2 protein-coding genes are annotated in these 26,856 nt (G+C 50.2%); both read right to left on the bottom strand.

Annotated features, from left to right (window positions below):
- Nucleotides 1-8: 8 nt before the first annotated feature.
- Complete coding sequence (locus tag ACWJJ5_RS05715; RefSeq protein WP_454022281.1) at nucleotides 9-16,316, bottom strand: amino acid adenylation domain-containing protein; 16,308 nt, start codon at nucleotides 16,314-16,316, stop codon at nucleotides 9-11.
- Nucleotides 16,306-26,847, bottom strand: a complete 10,542-nt coding sequence (locus ACWJJ5_RS05720) for an SDR family NAD(P)-dependent oxidoreductase (RefSeq protein ID WP_454022282.1) — start codon at nucleotides 26,845-26,847, stop codon at nucleotides 16,306-16,308. Before ACWJJ5_RS05720 ends, ACWJJ5_RS05715 begins: the two co-directional genes overlap by 11 nt.
- Nucleotides 26,848-26,856 lie beyond the last annotated feature (9 nt).

Raw genomic sequence — 26,856 nt, forward strand, 5'->3', positions numbered from 1 at the left:
TCCCCTCCTTAACTCAATTGTTGTACATGTCTTGTTACTTTAGGCTGATAGCTTCGCAGTTTTTGCATCGCCGAGCCGTGATGTTCAGGGTATACTTCTATCATTTCTTCCGGTTTTTCCTCCGGCTCTTCCGCCTGTTTCATCATAACGAACTGATTCAATGGGCCGCCGAGCAATCGTTCAAGCGCCGCCATTGCTTCGGGCGCTTCAATTGATCCGACTCCCGCCTGTTTCATCCGTTCTTGATATTCGGCAGATGATACGATTCCGACACTGCCCCAATAGCTCCAATTCATCACTGCCGCCGAATACGGCCGGACTTGAGCCAAATGAGCGGCAAAGGCATCTTTGAAACTGCACCCGGCAGCATAATTGCTTTGTCCGGCCGCTCGTGCAAATGATTGAACAGATGAGAAGAACAAAGCAAAGTCCAGCGGCTCATTTTGGAACACGCGGGCCATATTCACGCTGACATTGACTTTTGCAGCGAGCACGCTTTTCAAACGGCTTTCCGGCATATTCGCCAGGCTCTGATCCTCTAAAACAATTGCGGAATGGATGATTCCGTTAATTTGCGGGTGCGTGCGTTTGATCGTTTCATACGCCCGTGTGAGCTCATCCGGATTTGCCGCGTCAGCTTCAATATAAATCGGCGCCGGCCCGAATTGGCTGAGTCTGTCGATTTTTTCCTGGATGGCGCTGTTATGTTTTCGTCTGCCGATCCAAACGACTCGCGCCTGATACGTTTTCACGGCATATTCGCTCCATGCCTCGCCGATGCCCCCCGCGCCGCCGATGACGACATAAACGCCGCCTTTTTGGTAAGCGGTCCGGCTTGACACCGGCTGCTGTACAGGAATGAGACGCTGTTTGTACCAGTGATTGTTCCGGTACGCCCAAGTGTTGCCTTGCTCATCAAACGGCGCTGAGAACAGCTCCGCCTTTGAAACATCTTCCGGACATCCGGCATCAATCAGCCGTGTTTGCCAGTTCGGATACTCTTTTGCGAGCGAACCGATCAAACCGTGAATGCCTGCATGAGCCGGATCAATGATGTCCGCCGGCTGTACGGACTGTGTTTTTATTGTGACTGCAGTCAAGCTGATTCGCTTGCCTCCGTATCCTAAAGCAAGCATCGCCTTAATCACTCTGTACATCTGGATGACGCCCGCATCTTGAGCTTTCACCATGTCATCAGCGCTGTGAAAAGGAGCGATCCATACGATATGCCCGAAAGACCCTCTTGCTTTCAGTTCAGCCGCAACAGCCTCTATTTCATCCTCCGGGTTGATATGAAGCCGTTTCGCAGAAGGATGATGCAATTGAAAAGCCGTGCTTTCCTCATCCCCTGCGATAAAGACAACCTCTTCCGTCTTATATGCCGGGCTTGGGTCACGGAATTCCGCAAGATCCCATACCGGAGCCAGAAGGTTTGCTCCATTTAATGATGTTTCCGGCGCCGGGCCTTCCATCCTTCTGGAAGAAATCCCTTTAATCCTGATACAGACCCGGCCTGTCTCATCGCATAAGTCAATGTCCAGCCGCTGTATTTTTTCATCCGTTCCCCGGGAGCTGACATACGCCCACATACTTGTCGTGCACGGGCTGAAAATGTCCAGTTCCTCAAGGGCGAACGGCAGTGACAGCTGGTTATCACCTGCATGCAGCTTCAGTCCGATTGTCGCTTGCAAAGCTGAATCAAGCATACACGGGTGAAGAACGTATTGATCTGCCGTTTCTTCGAGGAAGGAAGGCAGACGGAGCTCAGCTAATGCTTGATTGCTTCCGATATGAATGTGCTGAATTCCTTGTTGTCCGGGACCGTAGTCAATGCCGATTTTGCTGAATAAACCGTAACACTGCTCAGAAGTCAGCATGCTGCGGCCGCATTGAGCTTTCAGTGCGCCTATATCACGGTGCGGAGCCTCACCGGCGCCGAGAATGCCGGCAGCCCCCTGACAGTGTATCTGCCTGCCGCTTGCTTCTGTTTGTGAATCGGTGTAAATGTCATACACGATTTCACCGTTTTCCCTCGGGTTCAGGCTGATTTGCGCTTCAATCGGGCGGTTTCCCGCTTCGATCGGCCGAACCCAAACGATGTTTTTCAGACGGATGACAGAAGGACGTTCCTTTTGCCCTTTGACTGCCTGAGCAACCGCCGCCCTGGCCATTTCCAAGTAGGCAACGCCCGGCATGACCGGCTTGCCTTTAATAAGATGATCGGTGAAAATCGTCTCTTGTCCCGTAAATTCGGATCGGTACCGCTGCTCTGTTAAATCCGATACATTTTCGTGAAGCAGCGGGTGCAGCACCCGCGCCGTCGGCACAGCTTGCGGTTTTTCTGCTTTCGGCCGGTTGTCCGTGATCCAGTACCGCTCTTTCGCAAACGGGTAAGCAGGAAGACTCATCCGTTGGGGCTTGATATCAGAATATAAGCCGTCCCATTTGATATCCGCGCCCTGCACCCATAATTCCGCAAGCTTGCCATTCTCTCGGCGGCTTATCAGCTCTTCGATATCCGCTTCGCCGTTTGCGCCTGCCAGAATGGATTTCAGCGGGGTTTTACCCGCCCCCGCTTTTCCTTTATAAATGCCCGCTATATCATAACGTCCTTTCGCACAGCTTTTTAGCTTGTCCCGCAGTTCTTCGGCCGTGGAAGCGATGATGGCCGCTCTTTCTTCCATCGCATCACGTCCCTGCTGAAGCGTGTAAGCAACATCGGCAAGATCAGCATCCGTAAAAGAAGCTTGCGCCAGCTGCTGCGCTTGTTCCTGCAGACGTTCTTCTTCTTTGGCCGACAGCACAAAGATTTGAGGGTGTGTGAAAACAGCTGTTTTTCTTTCTTCCTTCGGGATATATTCTTCAATGACGACATGGGCGTTTACGCCGCCGATGCCGAAAGAACTGATTCCCGCACGGCGCGGCAGATGATTGCCGTTTTCGTCTTTCAATGCCGTCCATTCTCTTTTTTCCTGTACGATGTAAAACGGACTGTCTTTCAGTTTGATATACGGGTTGATGACCTCGCTGTGGAGGCTTTTTGCAAGTGTTTTATGCTTCATCTGCATCAGCACTTTGATCACACCCGCGACACCGGCTGCCAGTGACAGGTGGCCGATATTGGTTTTTGCCGATCCCAAACCGCAGTGACTCGCGTAAACGGCGGGATCGCCTGTTTTTTCGTACAGCTTTTGAAAGGCGGATTTCAGGCCGTTGATTTCAACCGGATCGCCAAGCTCCGTTCCGGTTCCGTGCGCTTCTATATAAGTGACGGTTCTCGGATCAATGCCTGCTTTGTCATAAGCCGTTCTGACGACTTCCGCCTGGGCTTTCGGGTTCGGTGTCGTCAAGGAGTTCGCGCGTCCGCCGTGGTTGACCGCGCTGCCTTTGATGACGCCGTAAATATGATCGCCCGCTTTTTCCGCTTCTGACAGCTTTTTCAAAAACAGAATTCCGGCACCTTCACTGACGGCAAATCCGTCCGCCCTGTCGGAGAACGTTTTGCATTTCCCTTCTTTGCTCAGCGCACCCGCTTTGTCATAAGCGATGTGGCCTTGCGGTGTGACGACGGTATTCACGCCGCCGGCGATCGCCATCTCGCAGTTCCCGTTTTCAATGGCGCATACGGCGTGATGAATCGCGACCAGCGAGCTGGAACAAGCCGTGTCGATCGGTTCACTCGGCCCGTGCAGATTGAGCATATAGCTGACGCGGTTCGGCCCTGCTGACGGACTCATATTTGCGGCTGACGCACCGCCGATATCCAGGTCGGAAAACAGTGAGCCGTATCCGGTATTCCCCGTGCCGATATACAGGCCTGTTTTCGTGCCGGAAAGGCTTTTAGCGGAATATCCCGCATCTTCTATCGCCTTCCACGCATACATCATTAACAAGCGCTGCTGGGGATCCATCTGTTCGGCTTCCAGCGGTGAAATTCCGAAGAACAGCGGATCAAATTCCGCAACTCCGTCAATAAATCCGCCCCACTTTACATTTGTTTTGTTGGCTTCATTAAGCGGGTCACCGTAATACTCCCGCCAGTCCCAGCGATCCGCCGGCACCTCTGTTATACAATCTTTTCCCTCTTCTAAGTTGCGCCAATACTCATCAATATTTGCGGCCTTCGGAAACACTCCGCTCATGCCGACAATGGCGATCGGTTCCGGTTTATGTTCAGCCGCAGTCTGAACAGGCTGTACGGCAGTTTTTGCAAATCGTTTGTTCCCTGCCAGTCTGATGCCGCCATCATCTGTTACACCGCTTTGTTTTTCTTCTTTCGGCTGTGTGCTGCCTGCAAATTGTGTTTGATAGTCTTCTGCTAAATGATGCGCCAAGGCTTGAATCGTCGCATATTCAAAAAATACGGTCGGTGTCAGATCAAGCTGATAAGTGTCATTCAGCTTGTTGGCAAATTCCGTCAGCGTAATGGAATCAAATCCGTATTGATTGAACTCCAATTCGATATCGATTTCTTCAATGTTTATTTTCAGAAGTCCGGAAACTTCTTTTGCCAGCAATTCCTGAAGTTTGGCCGTCAGGTCTTTCGGCGCAGGCGTTTCCTCCGTTTTCTTAACCGGTGCAAAAGCGGCTGCGGGAGTCTTTGGAAGCAGTTTTTCCCGCATTACGGCGCGGTTTCCTTCCATGACGAGCACACTTGTTTTCCCCATGCTCCATGCTTTGTAAAGAGCTTCTATTCCGGTTTCAGTGCGCATCGGTGTTACGCCGGTTCTTTTTTCGGTGAGCTTCGCCATTTCTTCGTTGACTTGCATTCCGCCGTCTTTCCAAAGCGGCCAATTGATTGACAATGTGTGACCGTGGCGGTACATTGCCGTAACCAGCGCGTTGCGGTATGCCGCATAGCTGTCCATAAATGCGTTTGCCGCCGCATAATCCGCCTGTCCCGCATTCCCGGTGACACCGGAAATGGATGAGAAAACGATGAAAAAGTCCAGCGCTAAATGCTCGGTTGCTTCATCAAGGTTGACAAATCCGTCCGTTTTAGGAGCCAATACACTGTAAAACTCTTCGGTTGTTTTCTTTGCGATATATTGATCTTTCATCACACCCGCGCTATGAATGATGCCGTGAAGGCCGCCATATTCCGTTTCAATTGTTTTGACCAGGTCTGCCGCAGTTTGAGCGTTTGTTACATCAGCCTGTTTGTACTCCGCTTTTGCTCCGAGTGATTCAAGCGATTGCAGCTGCATCCTTTGATTCTCGCTTAATGCGGAACGGCCTGTCAAAACCAGTGTCGGCTTTTTGACTTTCCGGGCAATTTCTTTCGCGAAAATAAATCCTAAGCCCCCGGCTCCTCCGGTAATGAGATAAATCCCTCCGTCGTTCCACGGAATGCGTATTTTTCCGCCGGACACGGCCGTTTCTTTGACATCTGCGCTATATCGGATGCCGTTTTCATATTTGATATGGCTGTCATCAGCCCTTGTTTTATTTTCTCTGATGATGTCTGTGATTCTGCCGTTTTCCGCCGGTTCTATTTCAATCAGCTGGGTTTTCAGTTTTTTATGTTCCAGGCCGGCTGTTTTTAGCAGAGCTGAAATCCCTGAGAGCAGCTGATGCTTATCTGTTTTAGCGAGAACCGTCTGGATAAGGACGTCTCCTTCCGTCTCTTCCTTCAGCAGTTTTTGCAGCGTCTCCAATATCCGTCCTGTATAATCACGGAAGCGCGCCGCCGCTTTCCCGTGCGGGGAGGTCATTTCAATACATTCAGCTCCCGCGGCTTCAACAGCTTGTTTTAATCCGGCGTCTGTATCACAAAGCATTACGATATGCCGGGCAAAAACGGGTTCCGTTTGAACGGCAGTTTCATCGCTTCGTGTCCATACCGGCTCAAGCATGAGCGTTTCCGGAGCTTTTTCTTTTTTCTCAGGTTCTTTTTCAGCCGTTCTGAATGACAAACCTTTCAGCCTTACGCAAACCTTGCCATTTTCATCACAAATATCAAGATCGCGTTTTTCAACCTGGCCGGCTTTGTGGTCTTCAGAAAGTCTGGCGTATACCCACATCTCGGCAGCGCATGCGCTGAATACTTCAAGCTCCTGAACCGCAAACGGAAGCATCAGTTTTTCATCATTTGTTCCGGTTAATATGCTTGATGCCTGCAATGCAGAGTCCATTAAGCCCGGATGCATGACATACTCCTGCACCGTGTCCGCACAAGCCGCATCAAGAGACAGTCTGCCCAATACGAAATCATCACCTGTATAAATCGCTTTGACACCCCGGAAAGCCGGGCCGTAATCAAAACCGATTTTGCGGTACATATCGTACACTTCATCTGCAGAAAACGGTGTCTCGGCGGATTGTGATCTCAGTTTTTGCAGATCAATGACCGGAGCCTTTGCGTCAGGGCGGACTGATACTGCCCCTTGGCTGTAAACGGACGGCTGATCTGTTTCCCGGCCGCTGTAAATGTCGAATTGAACGTCATTTGCCGTTTCAGGAATGAGACGGATGTTGACATGGACCGGCTCGTCTTCAATGGTGATCGGCCGCACCCAAACCGTATTCTTAAGCTTGATGCTTCCTTGTCCGGCCGGTACTTCAGATGCCTGTTCCATTGCTGCGCGCGCCATTTCAAGATGTGCCACACCCGGTAAAATCGGCACGCCTTTTACAACATGATCCGCAAGGTAAAATTCTTCTCCTGTATAGATTGAGCTGAACCGCTGTTCTGCAAGGTTTGAAGTATTTCTGTGCAGAAGCGGATGAAGCGCGTCTTGTTTTCCGGCAGACACAGTGCTTGTTTTTTCGTGTTTTCCGGTGTGTTTCGCCGCCCAATAGCGGTCTTTTGCAAAAGGATACGACGGCAGGCTCATGCGTTTAGGCGGCCGGTCTCCATACAGCTTCGCCCAATCGACGTTCAGCCCTTTGACCCATAATTCAAGCAGCTTCGCGTATTTGCCGCGTGCCATCCATTTTTCAACGGCTTCTTGAATTTCTTCATCTTCCGTCAGCATTTGCAGCGTGCCTTTGTCTATTCTTCCTCTGTACAAATCCGCATGCTTATCTCCAGTGATAAACTGTGACAGTTTTTCCTGCAGTTCTTCTGCGGATCCGGCAATAACCGCCAGGCGTTCTTCCATGGCGTCCCTTCCGATTTGGAGAGTATATGCCATAGAAACGAGGCTGGAATGATCGTACCGTTTTTCAGTAAGCGCACGTTTCAGCTGTTTTGCCTGCTCTTTCAGGCGTTTTTCATTTTTGGCGGACAGAACGAAAAGACATGGGTCGATATGAGAATCATCTGCTTCCTCTCTGTCTTCTGGAATGTATTCTTCGATGACGACGTGGGCATTTACGCCTCCGATGCCGAATGAGCTGATGCCCGCGCGGCGCGGCTGTTCGTTTCCGCGTTCGTCCGTCTGCGTCTTCCATTCCATCGTCTCCCGCACCAGATAAAACGGGCTGTCTTCAAGCTGAATGTACGGATTTACCGTCTCACAGTGGAGACTTTTGACTAATGTGCGATGCTTCATCTGCAGCAAAATTTTAATAATGCCCGCTGCTCCCGCGGCAAGGGATAAATGGCCGATATTCGTTTTGACCGACCCTAAGCCGCAATAGCCGGCCGCTTTCTCTTTTCCGTCTGCAAACGAGCTGAACGCTTGTTTCAGGCCGTTAATTTCAACGGGATCCCCCAGTTCTGTTCCGGTGCCGTGCGCTTCGATATAAGAGACTGTTTTCGGATCAATGCCCGCTTTTTTGTATGCGGCTTTAATGACTTCCGCCTGTTGTTTCGGGTTAGGCGTTGTTAAAGATGCCGCACGGCCGCCGTGATTCACCGCGCTTCCTTTAATGACGCCGTAAATATGGTCCCCATCCGCCTCAGCGGCTTTCAGCTTTTTGAGGAAAAAGAGCCCGGCTCCTTCACCATGGGCAAAACCGTCAGCCTGATCGGAGAACGTTTTGCATCTTCCTTCTTTACTCAGCGCGCCCGCTTTGTCAAAACTGATATACACATCCGGAAGAACAATCGTATTGATTCCTCCCGCCAAAGCCATGTCGCACGTCCCTTCTTCAATTGAAGAAACGGCATGGTGTATGGCAACGAGCGAGCTTGAGCAGGCGGTATCAATCGGCTCGCTCGGCCCGTGCAGATTGAGCGTATAGCTGACACGGTTCGGTCCGACAGACGGACTTGTATTCGCCGCGGATGACCCTTCAATCGCCGCATCGGCATTGGCTAAAAGAGAACCGTAGCCGGTGTTTCCGGTCCCGATAAACACACCTGTCTTTGTGCCTGAGAGACTCTTTGACGCATATCCGGCATCTTCAATCGCTTTCCACGCATACGTCAGCAAGAGGCGCTGCTGAGGGTCCATTTGCTCCGCTTCCCGGGGTGAAATCCCGAAAAACAACGGATCAAATTCGGCAATTCCGTCAATAAACCCGCCTTGGTTGACGTTTGTTTTATTTGCTTCTTTTGCGGGATCCCCGTAATAGTCCCGCCAGTCCCAGCGGTCTTTCGGAATCTCGGTCATGCAGTCTTTGCCTTCTTTCAGGTTCTGCCAGAAAGCTTCAATGTCTTCTGCCATCGGGAAAATCCCGCTGATGCCTACGATTGCGATCGGTTCCGGCCCTTGGTCCCGCTGCACTGTCTGCGGAAGTGTCTCAGGCAGAGTGCGGCGCCGCTTAACGGCCGGGCGCGTGATTTGAGTCTCTTTTACCGGTCTTGCCGATTGAACCGTTTTTGTATTTACCGCAAACCGTCCGGCAAATTCCTCTTCGTATTCACTGATTAAATGAACGGCAAATTCATGGATTGTCGGATGATCAAAGAAAATCGTCGGCGTTAACGTAAGCCGGTACGTTTTGTTTAACTGGTTCGTAAACTCAGTCATCGAGATAGAATCCAGCCCGTATTTTGTCATTTCTTCGTGAGGATCAATTTTGTCAATGTTTACTTTTAACAGTGAGGCCGTCTGCTGTTTTAACAGATGCTTCACTTTTTCAAGCAGGCTGTCAGCATCAATGTCATGACGTACGCCGGTCTCTGCTTCCGGATGATCATTCTCTTTGCGAAACAGTTTTGCTTTCATGTTTTTCACATCTCCTTCAAGAACCGTCATCCGGGCTGTCCCGCTCATCAAGCCTTGATATAAAGCCTTGATGCCGGCATCTGTGCCGAGCGGTGCGATTCCCGCCTCCTGCATCAGCATATCTTCCGTCTGCTTTCCTGCCTGCATTCCGCCTTCTTTCCATAACGGCCAGCTGACAGAAAGCGTCTTTCCGTATCTTTGTCCTGCGGCTTGTAAAGAACGGCGGTACTCGGCATACATCTCCGTAAAGACATTTGCAGACGCATAATCAGCCTGGCCGACGCTTCCAAGCACACCTGATAAGGATGAGAAGACAATAAAGACATCTAATTTCTCATGTTGTGACGCTTCATCAAGATACACAAGGCCCTTCACTTTCGGAGCGAGAACGTGTTGGAATTCCTCTGCCGTCTTCTTCACCATGTAGTTGTCTTTTATAATGCCGGCACTGTGAACAATCCCGTCCAGCTTGCCGTGCCGTTTGCGGATATTGCGGATCAATCGGTATACTTCTGCTTCGTCCGTGACATCGGTCTGCTCGTAGAAAACAGAAGCGCCGGCAGCACGTACTGTTTCCAGCATGTCTTTCTGCTTTTCTCTGAGAGCGGACCGGCCGGTTAGTATGATGACAGCGTCTTTTGTACGGTTTGCGATCTCTTTTGCAAAAATCAGACCTAAACCTCCGGCACCTCCTGTAATGAGATAAACGCCTTCGTCTTTCCACGGAATATCCGGCTCCGCTTGAGAAATATCCACCTCTTCCCAATCAGCGGCAAAGCGCTTGCCGTTTTCATATTTCACATGGACGCTTTCGGCATGCATACGGTTTTCCGCCGCTTTTTCCGCGATGCCTTCAGCACTTTCTTTCTCCTCGGCTTCGATCATTTGACAGATCAGCTTGGAATGTTCAAGGCATGCGGTTTTGAAGAGGCCGGTAATGCCTGAGAACACCTGCTGTAAGCCTGCTGACCGCGTAACAGCCTGAAAAAGAACCCGACCCTTCGGCTTGCTTTTCATTATGGTTTTGATATGGTCAAACAGCTGACCCGCATAAGAATGATACCGCTCTGCAATAGATGCGGGACGATCGTCCAAGATAATGACGCTTGCATGTTCAAGCTTTGCTTCGACAGCTTGTTTAACGGCTTCATCGTACTCACAAAGGAAAATGATATGCTGTTCATACGAAGGCGCATGATCGGCCGGTTCCGGCTGCTCTTTCCAGACCGGTTCAGCGAGCAATGTCTCGGTACGGCTGACGGGAACGCCGGCACCCGCGTTTTCTTCCATGATCCGCGTTGAGAAACCTCTCATCCGCACACAAAGCCCGCCGTTATTGTCATATAAATCAATATCTGCTTTTTGGATAGGATCGCCGGCTTTATTGTTCGCACTGAATGTGACGTGCACCCACATATCATCAGCGCACGGATTCAGAACGTCCAGCTCCTCTAAAGCAAACGGCAATGCGGCTTTGAATGGTTCCCCGCTTTCTGCCAGCAGCGCTCTCGTCACGTTTTGCAAATATTCGGCGGCCTGAAGCGCACCGTCCATCATACTCGGATGAAGGATATAATCAGCTTTCGTATGGGAGACGGATTCAGGAAGCTTCAATTTAGCAAGCAGACGGTCTTCGCCTTTGTATACAAGCTGTACACCTTTGTAGCCCGGCCCGTAATCAGCTCCGATCATTCCTTTGTAAAACGCTTGAGATTCGATTGTTCCCTGCGTGCACCGGCGCTTCAGCTGCTCAATATCCGCCGCTTCCTCCGGTTCCTTCCGGATGATTTCAGCGATGCCCTGATTATAAAGGGGAGCTTCTTCACCGATAGAATCGTTACCGCCGTACATTCTGTATTGAATCTGTCCGTCCTCTTCTTCATAAAGTCCGATATGGACACGGACAGCGTCCTGATCGGCTATCACCGGGCGTACCCATACGATATTCTTTAAGCGCAGGCCGAGAGAATCCTCTGTTGCCCCGCCGATGCTTTTCTCCGCCGCGGCCCGTGCCATCTCAAGGGTGACGGCAGCCGGCACGATCGCCATTCCTTTAATGATATGCTCGGCAATAAAATACTCTTTTCCCGTGAATTCCGAACTGAACCGCTGCTCCTGCAAGACGGATGTATTCTGATGTACCAGCGGATGCAAAAACTTCGCATCTGTTTGCTTCACAGTTTCTTCCGGCCAGAAGCGCTCCTCTGCGAACGGGTAGGTCGGCGCACTGATTCTTCGCGGCGCGGAATCCTGATACAATAAGCCCCAATCAACACGCGCTCCTTCAATCCAGAGCGCCGCAAATGCTTTCAGCTTTTCATCACGTGTCTGACATGCCGCAAGCTCTTCCATCTCCTGAGCCGACACTTCTCTGCTTCTCACTTTTTCGCCCCGTAAGATGTTTTGGTCATTGCCGTTGATAAAATCCTGCAGCTGACGCTTCAAATCGTGATGATCATGACTGATAAAAACGGCTCTCTCTTCCATCGCTTCACGTCCGGTCTGATACGTAAATGCCAGATCATGCAAGGAAACATCGTTTTCGGCTTCATCCAGAAAGCCGGATAAACAAGATGCATAGGCAGTAAGACGCTGCTTATTTCTCGCTGACAGCGGAACGATATAAGGCGGCTGTCCGTCATTTAATCCGCTGATCGTTTTGTTTTCATACTGTTCAAAAATGGCGTGTGCGTTTGTTCCTCCGAGTCCGAATGAGCTTAACGCTGCCCGGTGCGGCGTCTCTCTCTCCGGAAGCGGTTTTCTCTTATCCGCCACATAAAACGGCGAACCGCTGAATTTGATATTCGGATTCGGTGACGTGTAATTAATGGTAGGTGCCAGCTCCCGATGATATAAACTCATGGCGACTTTGATGCACCCGGCCAGACCTGCTGCTGTATCCAAATGTCCGATATTCGTTTTTACGGAGCCGATCCCGCAATACTGCTCCCGGTCCGTGTAACGTTTATACACTTGCTGCAGCGCGGACATTTCAATCGGATCACCCAATGTCGTTCCAGTGCCGTGCGCTTCGATATAGGAAATCGTCTCCGGGTGAATATTCGTGCTGTCTAAAACATGCTGGATGACGTCAGCCTGACCTTTTACACTCGGTGCGTAAAATCCGACTTTATCCGCTCCGTCATTGTTCAGACCGATGCCTCTGAGCATGGCGTATATGTGATCTCCGTCCTGAACGGCTTGCGACGCCTTTTTCAGCAGAATGACGGCCGCTCCTTCTCCGCCCGCCATACCGTCGGCTGAAGCGTCAAATGCCTTGACATGCCCGTCGCTTGAAAAATTCAATCCGTTTTGGTGCACATAGCCGATACCGGTCGCTGCATGCAGCGTTGCTCCGCCGACGAGCGCGTATTCCGATTCTCCGCTCGTTATACTTTTATAGGCTGAATAAAGACCGACTAATGATGATGAGCAATTGGAATGAACGAAATAGCTTGGCCCTTTTAATCCGAGCTTATGGGAAACCATCGTCGGAATCGTACCGCTCTGCGCTAACACCCATGACACATAGCCATCGGGAGATTCATGGCCTTCTGTCGTTTTTTCCGGCAAAAGCGACCGATACGAATTATTGCTTGCCGACATATATACGCTTGTCTTCGGAATCTCTTTGGATACATATCCCGCGTCCTCGACGGCTTTCCAAGAATGAAGCAGCAGAAGCCGAAGCTGAGGATCCATAAATTCTGCGTCTTTCGGAGAAATGTGAAAGAACTCAGGGTCAAAGAGATCTTTTCCTTCTATCGTCGATAATGCCGGCACATAGTCGGGATTTTCGATCAAATCTTCAGGCACGCCGGCTTCCCGAAGTTCTTCTTCCGAGTAGAACCGGACGCTTTCCTTTCCTTCTCTTAACTGCTTCCAAAACTCATGATGATTTTTCGCGCCGGGGAACTGGCAGGAAATCCCCACAATCGCCACACTGTCATCAAAGTAAGACGGCACCCCGTTTTGCGGTGTTTGTTCTCTTTCACTCTCATCTTGGCCGGGCGCCTCTGGTTCAGCCGCCTGTTTTGTTTCAACAATAAATCGGCTGATCGCCTGAATGGTAGAGTGTTCGAATAAATCCGTAACGGTAAAATCGCATTCGAGCTCCTGTTTAATGCGTTCTGCCGCCGCAACAGCCAAAAGCGAGTCGCCTCCCACATCGAAAAAGCCGTCTTCGATTTTGATGCCCGCCGTATTCAGCAGGTCTTCCCATATTGCGGTCACTTTCGCTTCCGCTTCTGATAACGGCAGTCTGCCCGTCTTTTCAGACCGGTGAACAATTACCTTGCGCTGTTTTAGGTCTTTGCGGTTCACTTTTCCGCTCGGTGTTAACGGCAGCGCATCCAGACGGATAAAATGAGCAGGCGCCATATAATCCGGCAGACTCGATAAAAGATGGTTGCGGAGCGCTTTTTCATCTGCCGTATGACCGGAGCGGGCCGTATAATAAGCAATCAGCTTTTTATGTCCGTTCTTCTCCTGAACAACAACCGCCTGATCAAGAATGTCCGGATGTTCGTTCAATTTCGTTTCAATCGCTCCCAATTCGATGCGGAAGCCGCGAATTTTCACCTGACTGTCAATCCGGCCGGCATATTCTATATTTCCGTCAGGCAGCCATCTGGCTAAATCACCTGTCTTGTAAAGTTTTTCTCCTTCACTAAACGGATTATCAATAAATGATGCCGCCGTCAGCTCAGGCTGATTGTAATAGCCTCTGGCCAGACCGGCGCCGGCCACGCAAAGCTCCCCGGCCACACCGTCGGGGACGGGGCTGAGCTTTTCATCGACGATATAAAGCCGCGTATTGTGAATCGGTTTCCCGATCGGCGTATTCCTGCTTGTGATTTCCTTTTGGCCGCAGCTGTAGTAAGCGGCATAAATAGATGTTTCCGTCGGGCCGTATATGTTTTCAATTCTGGCATGTTTGAAGATGGAAACTGACTTTTTGACTAAATCTTTCGGAAACGCCTCACCGGCCACCATCACATATTTCACAGGGCCGTCTTCTGTAAATGCCGTATGCCGCTTTACCGTTTCCAGAAATACATTAAACACGGCGGGAGCAAAATTCAGGTGCGTGACCTGGTGGGTTTGGATGTATTCCATGCAAAGCTGCGGATTTTTTTCTGCACCAGGCGGCAAAATGACAAGCCGTCCGTTTCCGATAAACCAGCCGAATAATTCAGAAATCGAAACGTCAAATACGTAATTCGTTTTTAACAAATAGGCATCCTCTTGTGCGACCGGATACTCAGCTTCCAAAAACTGCAGCGTATTCATGATGGCCCTGTGCTCAACCATGACGCCTTTCGGTTTTCCCGTGCTTCCGGACGTATATAGAATATAAGCGAGATGATGCGGTTTTGAACGCGGCGTCAGTTTTGCCCCGCTGACAGAACGTCCGCTCTTTTCAATTTCCACCGTGCTCACACCGCCGACGGCCAACTGTTCAATCATGCCGCGCGTCTTTGCTTGCGTTAATACGATTGAAACGCCGCTGTCAGTCAACACGTGCGCCATCCGTTCGTTTGGAAAAGCCGGGTCCAGCGGCACATACGCGCCTCCCGCTTTTAAAATGGCGAGGATGCCGATGACCATCTCAAAAGAACGCTCCGTACAAATGCCGACCGGGCATTCCGGTGTGACGCCCTTTTCTTGCAGGTACACAGCGAGCGCCGTGCTTCGTTCATCTAATTCGCGATATGTAAGACTGTTTTCACCGAATGTGACGGCTTCTCTGTCAGGGTGGCGTCCGGCTTTTTCCGCAAACACTTCATGAATGCAGCGCTCATTCGGCTGATGGGATGAACGGCTTGCTTCACGTTTTTGATTGAGCAGGCCGGAACACGCTTCAAAAGCGATCTCCGGATCAGAAAGCACCTTTTCTGCCAGTTTCATATAATGCTCCGCCATCCGTTCGATGAAAGAAGGGCTGTAGACATCCGGGTTGTACAGAAATTGCAGGACGGTTCCTGTTTCTTTTTTATAGACTTCAAGCGCAAGCTCAAATTCGCCTTCCTGATGAATGTCTTCTATCATTTCAATGCCGAGTGATTGATATAGTTCCGCCAGCTTTTCCGCTCCTTCTGTCCGGAAGAAGTTTTGATAGAAAAACGCGGTTTGAAAAACAGGCGAAACCGCAGGCGAGCGTTCCGTCTTCAATTCTTTGACAAGCGCGGGAAACGGATACGCGGCATGGTCCAGCCCTTCTGCCAGTGTCAGCTGCAGCTCCTTCAAAAACGCCGTAAAGGATTTGGCGCCCGTCTCCCTGCTTCTGACCGCGATCATATTAATAAAGTATCCGATGACAGACTCAAATTGAGCCTCAGAGCGCCCCATCGTCGGCATGCCGACGATGACATCTTCCTGATTCGTATATTGATAGAGCAGTCCTTTGAAAATAGCGAGATACACAACGGATTCATTGACATTATGTTTTTGGGCGCACACTTTAATCTGCCGGTTCAGTTCATCAGGAAGCAAGCGCTGATACGCCTGCCCTTTGCAAGTTTGAACCGATGATCTCGGATAATCCGACGGAAGCTCAAGCACCGGCAGCGGTCCTTCCAGCTGCTTTTTCCAATAAGAGAGATGCGTTTTTCCCGCTTCGCTTTCCAGCAGCTCTTTTTCCCATTTCACAAAGTCATGATAATCTGCGGCCTGCTGAACCATGACAGGTTCTTTGCCTTCACTTGCTTTTACATAAGCGTCCAGCAGCGCCGACATAAACGTCATAAGAGAGACGCCGTCAAAAATGATATGGTGAATGGTGATTAACACAATCGGCTCCCGCTTCGCCCGCCGGAATACATGAACACGCAGGAGCGGCCCGGTTTCAAGCGCGAACGGTTCTTTTGCTTTTTCTTTAATAAACGAAAGAACGTCACGCCCGCTTAATTCAGAAAGATCCATTTCTTCAATCGGAAAATGCCGATCCGTATCTTCTATCTGATACGGAAGGCCGTTTTCCTCTTTTATCACACTGGTCAAAATAGGGTGCTGGCGCTGCACGGACAAAAGGGCGTTTTTGAATGTCTCGATATCCAGCTTTTGAAAACGAAAGCATAACGGAATGTTATATGCGCTCATCTCCGGAAACATTTTCTGAAGCATCCACAAACCTTTCTGGCCTTCAGAAAGCGGACGTTTTGCAGTTGTCCGCTTGAAAGCCTGAAGCTTTTGTTCTACTTCAGCGATGGTGAGCGTTCCTGATCTGTAGGCATCGAGAAGTTCTTTATGATTCATAGGTCTTACTCCCTTCTATGATGTCTTGCACTCTTTTAAAATCTAATGTCCCCTCAGAGACCTGTTTCATCATGGCGATGATCTCCTGATCCGTATACTCCTTGTTATCCGGAGCGGCGGCTTCTGTTTCGGTTTCTTCCGTTCGGTAAAACGTTTCGATCGTTTCTTTGTGTTCTGTCAGGTAATAGCTGATGACGTCTCCGAGCGTGGCATAGCTGTAAAATAACGCCGGAGTGACTTCAATGCCGTAATGACTCGACAAAAGAGCGGCAAATTTGGCTAAATAGATGGAATCAAATCCGAATTCCGCCCAGTTTTTATGCAGGACGAGTTTATCTTTAGATATTTTCAGCAGACTGTGTATCAGCTCTTTCAAATCCGCTTCGAGCCGTTTTTCCGTGCTTTCTTCCGGGATGCGGCGGCTCACGGTTTCCAAAAGCGCATCCGGTTTTGATGAATCGTCCCGCCGTATGCCTAAAAATCGTTCGGCACGGCTTCTTTTGCCGGCAATGACAAGGCACTGGGTGTTGTCTTGAGAAATGATGCGCTCAAACAGCTCAATGCCTTCATCTGTTTCTAACAGGCGCTGGCCGCTTGATTGCAGGTACATGCCCGTCGTCTCTTCACCGCCGACGGCCATTCCGCCGTTTTTCCAGACCGGCCAGTTTATGACAAAAGCGTTTCCGCTTTCGGATTGTTCGTTTTTATAGCGGGCATACGCCATTTGGAACCTGTTCGCGACCGCGTAATCACAGCAGCCGAAATCTCCTAAAACAGCCGATGTGGATGAAAAGTAGCAGATGAAATCAGGCGTTTCGTTTTTCAGCCACTCGTCAAGAAGCAGGCTTCCGTTTATTTTCGGTTCAAGCGTACTGCGGAAATTCCCGATTTCATTTTCAAAGACGGATGTTCTGCTTTCGATGCCCGCCGCATGAATGACGCCGTGAATGGCTCCGAATCGTTCTTTCGCGCGCTTGATGCAGTCGCCCATTCCGATCGGATCACAAACATCGGCTTCAGCGTAAAGAACACCCGCGCCGAGATTTTCCAGGCCTTTCATTTTTTCTTTCTTTTCTTCATTGATCGGCGACCGCCCCGTGAGAATGACATTTGCCTGGTAGTTCCGGGCGAGATGGCGGGCAAATAAGTAGCCGAGCCCTCCTAATCCGCCTGTAATGAGATATGTTCCGCCGGTTCTGATCCTGCCGTTTTCTTTCGTTAGTCCGGTTGGTTCGGTGTGATAGACATATCGTTTTCCCTCTTCCAAGAAAACGGTATGGTCTGTTTCAGCTTTCAGCTCATCCCAAATGGTTCTCATCCAGTCCGTTATGGCCGCACCGGCTTTTCTGAAGTGGCCGGTAACACTTGTTTTCGGAAGAACAATGCCGAGCGAACGCTCAAAGCCGATCCATGATTCCAAGTAGCACCTTTCCAGACCGGATGCATATTCCCCCGCCAATAACAGCCTTTCCGGCTGCAGACCGGTCTCAGCCATTGCTTTGAGAATATGGACAATACATGAATAATCTTCGATGCAGCTTTTATCTTCAAGCGCCCATAAATACAAAATGGCAGAAGCTTCACCGTACTCTTTTTGAATATCCGCAAAAGCGTTCACATATGATTGCGGATCTTCCCGCACCACTTGGCAGCGGCCGGCGGACAGAGCCTCATACCGGTCTCCCTGAGCGATAAAAATAACGTCAATGTCACTGTCATACGATTTGATCACAGAGATGGCTTCCTGCTGCTTCTTCTGATCAGTTAAGAAAGAAATCACCGTTTTGACTTGCTTTTCTCCGGCAGCCGGCAGAGCCTGTTCTTTAAGAACTTCTCTAAAAGCCATTACTTCAAACTGCTCCGCCGGATCAGTTTCATCAGCCGGCGCCTTAACGGGCGCAGCCTTGCTTTGTACAGGCTGCTGATGCCAGAAGCGTTCTTCCGCAAACGGATAAGCAGGCAGGCTGATGCGGGCCGGAGGACGTTCTCCGTATAATTTCGCCCAATTGATGTCCAATCCTTTTACCCAAAGCTCAAGCAGCTTAGAATATTTTCTTTTGCTGATCCAAGCGTCTATGATGGTTTCCATATCATCATCGGCCGCAAATACGGCAAGCATCCGTTTGTTTTCTTCCGTGCCGTCACGGTGCAGTCCGGCGCTGTTTTGTCCGGCGATAAATCCATTCAGTTTTTCTTCAAGTTCATGAAGTGAATGGACGATAAAGCCGAGACGCTCTTCCATCGGCACCCGGCCAGTCTGGAGAGTAAAGGCTATGCTCATAAGGTCGCTGCCGTTGTATCTTTTTTCACGGATAGCGTCTCTGAGCTGTTTTGCTTTTTCAGTGAGCCGTTCGCTGTTTTTTGCGGACAGGACGATGATGGCGGGCTGATCTGCCGGCGTCTCATCAGGCACTTTGTCTGCCGTATATTCTTCTATGATGAGGTGGGCGTTTGCTCCTCCCGCGCCGAAGCTGCTTAACCCCGCCCTTCTCGGAAGCTCTTTGCCGCCGATGACGGGACGTTTCCACTCACCGAGCTCCTGCTGAACGGCAAACGGCGTATACGCGAAATCAATATTTGGATTCAGCTGTTCCGCGTGCAGGGACGGCGCAATTTGGCGGTCTTTGAGCTGGAATAATATTTTTGTCAGACCCGCAATGCCCGCGGCGCTTTCGCAATGACCGATATTTGATTTTGCGGAGCCGATGGCGCAAAACTGTTTGTCTGTTGTATCCTCTTCAAATGCTTTCGTTAATCCGGCGATTTCAATCGGATCTCCTAATGCGGTCCCCGTACCGTGGGCTTCAATATAACTGACGGTGCGCGCCGGGACGTTTGCCCTTTGGAAAGCTTCTTTTATTAAGGCGGCCTGCGCATTCGGATTCGGAACGGTGTATCCGTTTGTTTTGCCTCCGCTGTTAATGGTGCTTCCTTTAATCACACCGTAAATGTGATCGTTATCGGCGATCGCTTGCTCCAACGGCTTTAATACGACAGCGCCCACCCCTTCTCCGTCGACAAAGCCGTCCGCGCGGTCGCCGAACGATTTGCACGTGTCGCTTGCGGAAAGCATGTTCATGACTGACAGATTCATATAATGGATCGGGTCGGTCACTATGTTTACGCCACCGGCAATTGCGCATTCGCTTGAACCGCTGTATATGCTCTCAAGCGCCAGATGAATGGCTGTCAAAGAAGAGGAGCAGGCTGTATCAACGGCAATGCTCGGCCCTTGAAAATCAAAAAGGTAAGATACCCTGTTGGCAATGGACCAGTAGCCGTAGCCTGTCGGGTAGTTTTTGTTCATCGCGCCGGCAAAAACACCGATTTTTCTGCTTTGGCACAGATTGTCAGGCGTATAGCCGGCATCCTCGATACTCGCATACGCCGTTTCTAAAAATAATCGCTCCTGCGGGTCCATTCGCTCCGCTTCCAAAGGAGAAATCTGAAAGAACAGCGGATCAAACTTGTCCATATCCTCAATGAAGCCGCCCCATTTCGTATAAATAGAGCCTTCTTTACCTTTCTCTTCATCGTAGTAATCCTGCCAGTTCCAGCGTTCCCGCGGGATTTCTTCTATGCAGTTTTTTCCTTTTTTAATATTGGCCCAAAGCTCAGCCGCTGTTTTTGCCTGCGGGTAGCGTCCTGAAACACCGATGATGGCCACGTCGCGAACCGAACTTTGCCGGACGGGCTCTTTGGCTGCCCGCTTTTCCCTCCGCCGCCAGTCAGTGCGAAGCGGCTTAGCAGGCTGTACAGCCTGCGGTTCTGGTGTTGCCTTCTGTTCTTCCTGAACAGGCGTTTGTCCTGTCAGTTTGATCATCGCGTCTTTTTTCGTTTTGATTAAGTGAGCGACGAGCGCCTCGATCGTCTGATATTCAAAAAATAAAGTGCTGCTGACTTGGTCCAATACATTTCGTAACGCGTTTGTCAGCTGTACGACGACGATAGAATCAATTCCGTATTTTTCAAGCGGCGCTTTCGGATCAATTTGAGCCGGCGGAATTTTTAACGTTTCTCCGATTAACGTTTTCAAGTACTCGGTGCTTTTTTCTGTTAAAGACGTGTCGCCTTTTTGCACCGTTGTTTGCGCCTGAAGTTCCGGCGTATATGCTGCTTTTGGCGGAGCGGTCCGTTTTCCGGCCCCTGATGTAAGCGTTTTTTGGCGCACAACGCCGTTGCTTTTTGCCGCTATAATCTGATGGCTTAATTCATGTGCCGCTTCTGCCGGGAAGAAGACAGAATGCCAGCCTTCACTTTCTAACACGCGCTTCCAGCTTTCCGGATACAAGCCCGGGCACCCCGGAATACGAAGGGCGGAATCTTCATGCAGCCACCAGCCTTCAAGCAGTCCGAAAGTAATATGCGGGAACAGGCTGTTTCCCGCCATTTCATTTAAGAGCAGCAAACCGTTGTCTTTTAAAACGGCTTTGGCGTTTCTCAGCGTCTGGCGGATGTCTTTCGTCGCGTGGAGCACATTGGCGGCAACGACGATGTCGTATGCGCCCGGCTCTATGTCCTGGCCGGCAAGCGGCGCTTCTGCGTTAAAAAGCTTATACGTCAGATAAGGATTCCGTTTGCCGTATTCCGTCTCCGCATGCACGAGAAAAGCTTTCGATACATCGGTGTAACAGTATTCTTTTATATAGTTTTGATACGGCCTAAGCTTTTCAAATATGCCTGCGCTTGTGCCGCCTGTGCCCGCTCCGATTTCCAGTATGCGGATCTCGGCTTTTGAATGTTTGCTGATGTTTTCTTTCACATACGCCGTTAATGTATCTGACAGAGCGCTGTTAAAGTAATCCGCGACTTGATTGTGCTTATAAATTCCTTCAACAAGTTCCATTGAAGAGTGCGGGAACATGATGTCAGTCGCCGGCACGTCTTCGCGCAGAATGTCCGGCAGTGCTTTAAGCATCGTCTCGGCTAAAACAGTCATCGCTTTTGTATCGGCGTTATTGAGCCATTCCTCTTTTTCCTGCTCCCATTTTTGCCATAGCGAGGCGGTTGTGTCTTCGGCACGGGCCGACAGTTTATATGAATCCGCACTCCCTTCCAGATAACCATGTTCCAGAAGGAAAGCGATCGTTTGATTGAGCCACTTTTTAAAGTATTCGTGTTCGGGCTCATACGCTTTAAGGCTTTGCGGCGTCAGCAAGTCTGCTTCTTTAAGCTGGGCGATCAAAAGCTGATACAGAAAATCATCGAGCTTTTGATGTTCAGCCTCTTTTACAAGACGTGCGCCGGGCGGAGCGGCCTTCAGCTGTTGTGAAGAGACAAGCGGCTGAGACGGATAAACGGAAATTTTTTCTGTTTCACTCATCCCTTCGACTGCGACCGGTTTTGTCGTATGAATGAAAGCCGCTTGATCAACCGGCAGCGTCATAAGGGTTTCAAGCGCCTCCATCGCAGCGTCCGGTTCGATCAATCCCAATCCGATCTGATCCATCAGCTGAATAAAATCGCCGTCTTCAGCCGCTTCGCTGTTGCCCCAATAGCCCCAATTCATGACTTTGACCGGACAATTCCACGTCTGATCAAGTTCTTTCGCAAATGCGTCACTGAAAGCGCATCCTGCGGCATAGTGGCTTTGTTTCACGTTATGGATAAATGCCACAAGCGAGGAGAAGAAGAGCGCAAAGTCAAGCGGCTCCCGTCCAAATACCTCCGCCATGGACACACTGACATCGGCTTTTGCCCGCAGCACCGATTTGAACTCTTCTGTCTTCATATTATTTAAGCTTTGCTCAGACAGATCCATTGCCGAGTGGATGATTCCGTTCATTTTTGTGTGACGCTCTTTTATAAACTGATAAGCCCGCTCTAAGGAAGCACTGTCAGCGGCATCGGCGGAAACATATTCAGGCGCCGGGCCGAATGCGCTGAGCCGGTCGAGTTTCGCCTGTATGGAATCATTCAGTGTGCTTCTTCCGATCCAAATGATATGTGCTTTGTAGCGGCGGATCATGTATTCACTCCATGCCTCGCCAAGATATCCGGCGCCTCCGATCACGGCATAAACTCCGCCTGTTTGGTACAGCGTGCCGTTTTTCGGCATATTGTCAAGCGGTATCAGCTGCCGCTCAAACAGCTGCTGATTGCGGTACGCCCAAATTTGACCGTTTTTTCCGGCAGAAAGACTGAGCGCCTCTTCGATCGGCCAGCTGCCGTCCGTTTCCGTGTCAATCATGCGGATATTCCAATGCGGATATTCTTTCGCCATTGTTCCGGCAAGTCCGCTGACTGCGGCTTGTGACGGGTCGGCGCTGTCTTGATCGGAAAACGGCTGGGCATTTGCTGTGACGATGCACCAGTCCAAATGTTTTTCTCCGTACCCCAAGGCAAGTAATGCTTTCATCAGCTTGAACACATGAAGAACGTTTCTTTCCTGTTCCTTGAGGCTGTCAGCACTCTCAGCCTGCGGAGCAAGCCAAATGATTTGCTCCAGTTCTTTTTGTCCTTCAAGCATGTGCGTAAGAGATGTGATATCATCCGTACCTCTGATCGGATAATAGGAAGCGTTCGGCAGATGTTCTTTTATGCGCGTATGCATTCTGTCAGTTTCACCGAAAACCGCAGTCTGCTTTTCCGCCGTTTTTGCTTTCTTCGTTTTTTTAAGTGCAACGGGCTCCCAAGCCGGAATCAGCATCGTATGGCCGACAGGCGCCTCCGGGGTTTCACCACCTGCTGTTTGGCCTGTGTCAAGCGCCCGGACGGACGCGCCTTTCATCCGGACATAAACCGTACCGGCATCATCGCACATATCAATGTCAAATTTTCTTACGTTGTCATCTGCTTTGCTGCCTTCTGTGTACCGGATATATGACCAGATATGTTCAGGACACGGCCCGAACACTTCCACTTCCTGCATTGCAAACGGCAGAGAAAGCTCGTGGCTGTCTGCATCGTCATGTATTGATTGGACAAGCAGACCGACGGAGGCGTGAAAAGCGGCGTCCATCATACTCGGGTGAAGCGTATACTGTTCTTTATTGTCATGTACGGCAGCCGGGAGTGAAATACGGGCCAATAATCGGTCTTCTCCGATCAGCAATTGCTGTACGCCTCTGTATGCCTCTCCGTAATCCAGACCGATCTTCTCAAAAGCACCGTAACATTCTTCCGCAGTCACGGTCCCTGAATTGCAGGAAGCTTTGACAGACTCGATATCAATCTGGGCGCTTCCCGGTTCGGTAATGACCGCTTCACCCTGGCTGTGAATAACCGGATCTTCGCCGTTTTCTGTTTCACTGAATATTTCATAGGTAATCTCACCATTATCTTCTGGATAAAGGGCAATATGTATTTCCTTCGGTTTGTCTTCAATCATGACCGGCCTGACCCAAACAACCTGCCTGAGTGTGACGCTATGGCCTTTTTCCGTCACGGCAGCGGCCTTTTTGACCGCCTCTCTGGCCATTTCCAAATAGGCGACACCCGGCAGTATTTTTTGTCCGTTGACGACATGGTCAGATAGGAAAAATTCATCTCCAGTAAAAAGAGACGTGAAGCGCTGATGCGAAAAATCTGACGTATTTTCTTGTAAAAGCGGATGCAGCACTGTGCCTGACGGGCTTTTCTCCTGTTTTTTCTGCTGCGGAATCCAATAGCGTTCTTTTGCAAACGGATACGTCGGAACGCTTGTTTTACGCGGTTTACCCGAAGCGTACAGCCTATTCCAATCTATTATTTTCCCTTCTGCCCATAACTCGGCAAGCCGTATCGGATCATCCGTCTCAGGAGCGGTTTCGCTCAGTTCCGGCAGCTCGGCTTGTCCGCGCCAAAGACCGGGGATGTTTTCGTTTCCTTTTACGAAATCATTCAGCTTTTCTTTCAAGTCGCGGGTGTCATTTACAAGGAAGACAGCTCTCTCCTCCATTGCTTCACGTCCTGTCTGAAGTGTATAAGCCAGTTCAGACAGCACCGTCTTTTCTGAAAGCGATCGGGCTAATTTTTCCGCATAGGCCAGAAGCCTGTCTTTATTTCTTGCTGACAGCGGGATGAGTTTTGCTGCATCGTTCTCAGGTGCAGGCGCTTTTTGTTCAGGCTGAATGTATTCTTCTAAAATGATGTGGGCGTTCGAACCTGATGCACCGAAGGAACTGAGTCCGGCCCGGCGCGGATAATGTGTGACTTTTCCGTTTTCTTCGGCTGCCGGCTGCATCCACGGAGCAGTCTGCTGCTGTACATAAAAAGGAGATCCCTCAAATTTCAGGTAAGGATTTAATTCCGCAGAATGCAGTGATTTGACAAGCGTTTTGTGATGAAGCTGCAGCGCCGCTTTTGTTAACCCGCTGATTCCCGCCGCTGATTCTGCGTGACCGATATTTGATTTGACCGAACCGATGGAACAAAATTGCTGATCCTGCGTCCCTTGGCTGAACGCTTTTGACAGACCTTCAATTTCAATCGGGTCTCCTAACGAAGTACCCGTGCCGTGGGCTTCCACATAACTGACGGTCCGCGGGCTGATACCTGCTTTTTTCAGACAGGCCTTAATGACTTCTGCCTGTGCAGCAGGACTCGGGACGGTAATTCCGCTTACTTTCCCGACGTGGTTAACGGCGCTTCCTTTAATGACCGCGTAAATGCGGTCGCCGTCTCGTTCGGCTTTTTCCAGCGGCTTGAGCAAGACCGCACCGACTCCTTCTCCGGAAACGTAGCCGTCCCCGCCCTCGCCGAATGTACGGCAGCGGCCGTCACTTGAGTGCATGCCCACGCTTCCGTAGCTGAGATATTTCGCCGGGTGCAGCGACAAGTTCACCCCTCCCGCAAGCGCGGCTTCACATTCGCCGCGGCGGATGCTTTCAATGGCCAGATGGACGGCGGTCAATGATGATGAACAAACGGTATCCACCGCGATGCTCGGCCCGTGGAAGTCACAATAATAGGACACTCTGTTGGCGATCTGCGCATAATTCAGTGAAACCGGAAAAGGATCAGTTTCAGATAATTGTTCTGCGCCGATTAAGGAATAATCTTTATGCATCACCCCTGCAAATACGCCGATCGGATGCTGTTTCTCCCCTTTATTTCCCAGCGTTTCAGGCGTATACCCCGCATCTTCAATCGTTTCCCAGCATGTTTCTAAAAACAGGCGCTCCTGCGGATCCATCGTTTCCGCCTCACGCGGTGAGATTCTGAAAAACTGCGGATCGAAACAGTCGGCATCGTCAATGAAACCGCCCCATTTTGATACTGTTTTTCCAGACGGGGACGTTACGTTTTGATATGTTTTCCAATCCCATCTGGACTTCGGAACTTCAGTGATGCAATCCGTGCCTGCCTTAAGGTTTTCCCAAAACTCCGCCACACTTTTCGCTTTCGGATAGCGGCCCGCCATTCCGATAATCGCGATGTCTCCGGTGTTTTTATGAAGTTCTGGCGCGTCCGGCGCTTCAGCTTCAGACCGTGATGGTTCGGCTGCACGTTCCTCCGCACATTCAAATGAACCAGTCTTTTTCAGAAAGGCTGCGAGTTCTTTTATATTTGTATATTCAAAGAGAAGAGTGGGCGCGAGGTCCGCACCCGTCTTTTTACTGATATCCTGTACAATCTCAAGCAAAGAAGATGAATCCAGCCCAAGCTCGTAGTAGCCTGCAAGAACGTCCAGCGTCTCCCAAGTCTGCCCAAGCTTATCAGCCAAAAGCTTCTTTAAAAACAGAATGATGTCTTTTTCATCTGCGCTTTCCGGCTCAGCTGCAGCCTGTTGATTCTGTTCGGCTGTATTCGCGTCTTCTTCGAGCCGAACCGCTTTTCCCGTAATGTTTTTAAGCTCCGCCACCTTTTGTCCGGATCGGCTGAAGTACTCGATCGTCATCGTTGTGAGTTCTTTTTCCTGACGGACGCCGGAAGCGGCGATACGCGCCGTGCATTCTGATTGAAGCCTGTCAGCGGCCGTGAACGATTCATAATATAAAGGCAGGTGAAGCCGGTTTGTTTCTGAAAGCAAACCGCTCCCCCCGATCCCGCTCGCATCCAAAAGGGCCGGATGGAATAAAAAGAAATCTTTTCCTTCTTCGCAAGAAAGCTCAGCCAGCATGCCGCCTTCTGTTTCGTACAATCGTCCGTTCGATTTCATCATACCGGAATGAACCAAGTCATGATCCAGACAGCGGTTATACATGTCATCAAGATTCAGAGACCTGGCTGACTGCTTCACATCGCCGAAATCAATGGTTTCGTCAAATGTGACAGCGTCTCTTTTCACCATTTCAGCCGTCGCATATTGTATATTGTCTGACAGCTCGTCACCTTGCTGTTTCTGCCCTGAAAGGGAGATGAGCCACTTTCCATCTCCGCTATCAGAACATTGAATGGTCAGAATGATTGCAGCCGTTTCACTGACGGTTAAAGGCTGATAAATCGTAACATGCTTCAATTCGAGCTCATTGTATACATAACCGTGTTCCTGAAAAACCTGATAAATCAAATCGATATAAGCAAGACCGGGCAATACCGCTTCACCAAAGACCATATGGCCCTTCATGATGGGATGATCCAGTGAGATATTGATTTTTTCCGATATCATTCCTTCCCA

This window comes from Bacillus sp. JK74 (assembly GCF_053663395.1).

Coding starts and splice junctions, on each gene's coding strand:
- ACWJJ5_RS05720 (WP_454022282.1), bottom strand. CDS start 26,847: ATGATATCGGAAAAAATCAATATCTCACTGGATCATCCCATCATGAAG.
- ACWJJ5_RS05715 (WP_454022281.1), bottom strand. CDS start 16,316: ATGAATCATAAAGAACTTCTCGATGCCTACAGATCAGGAACGCTCACC.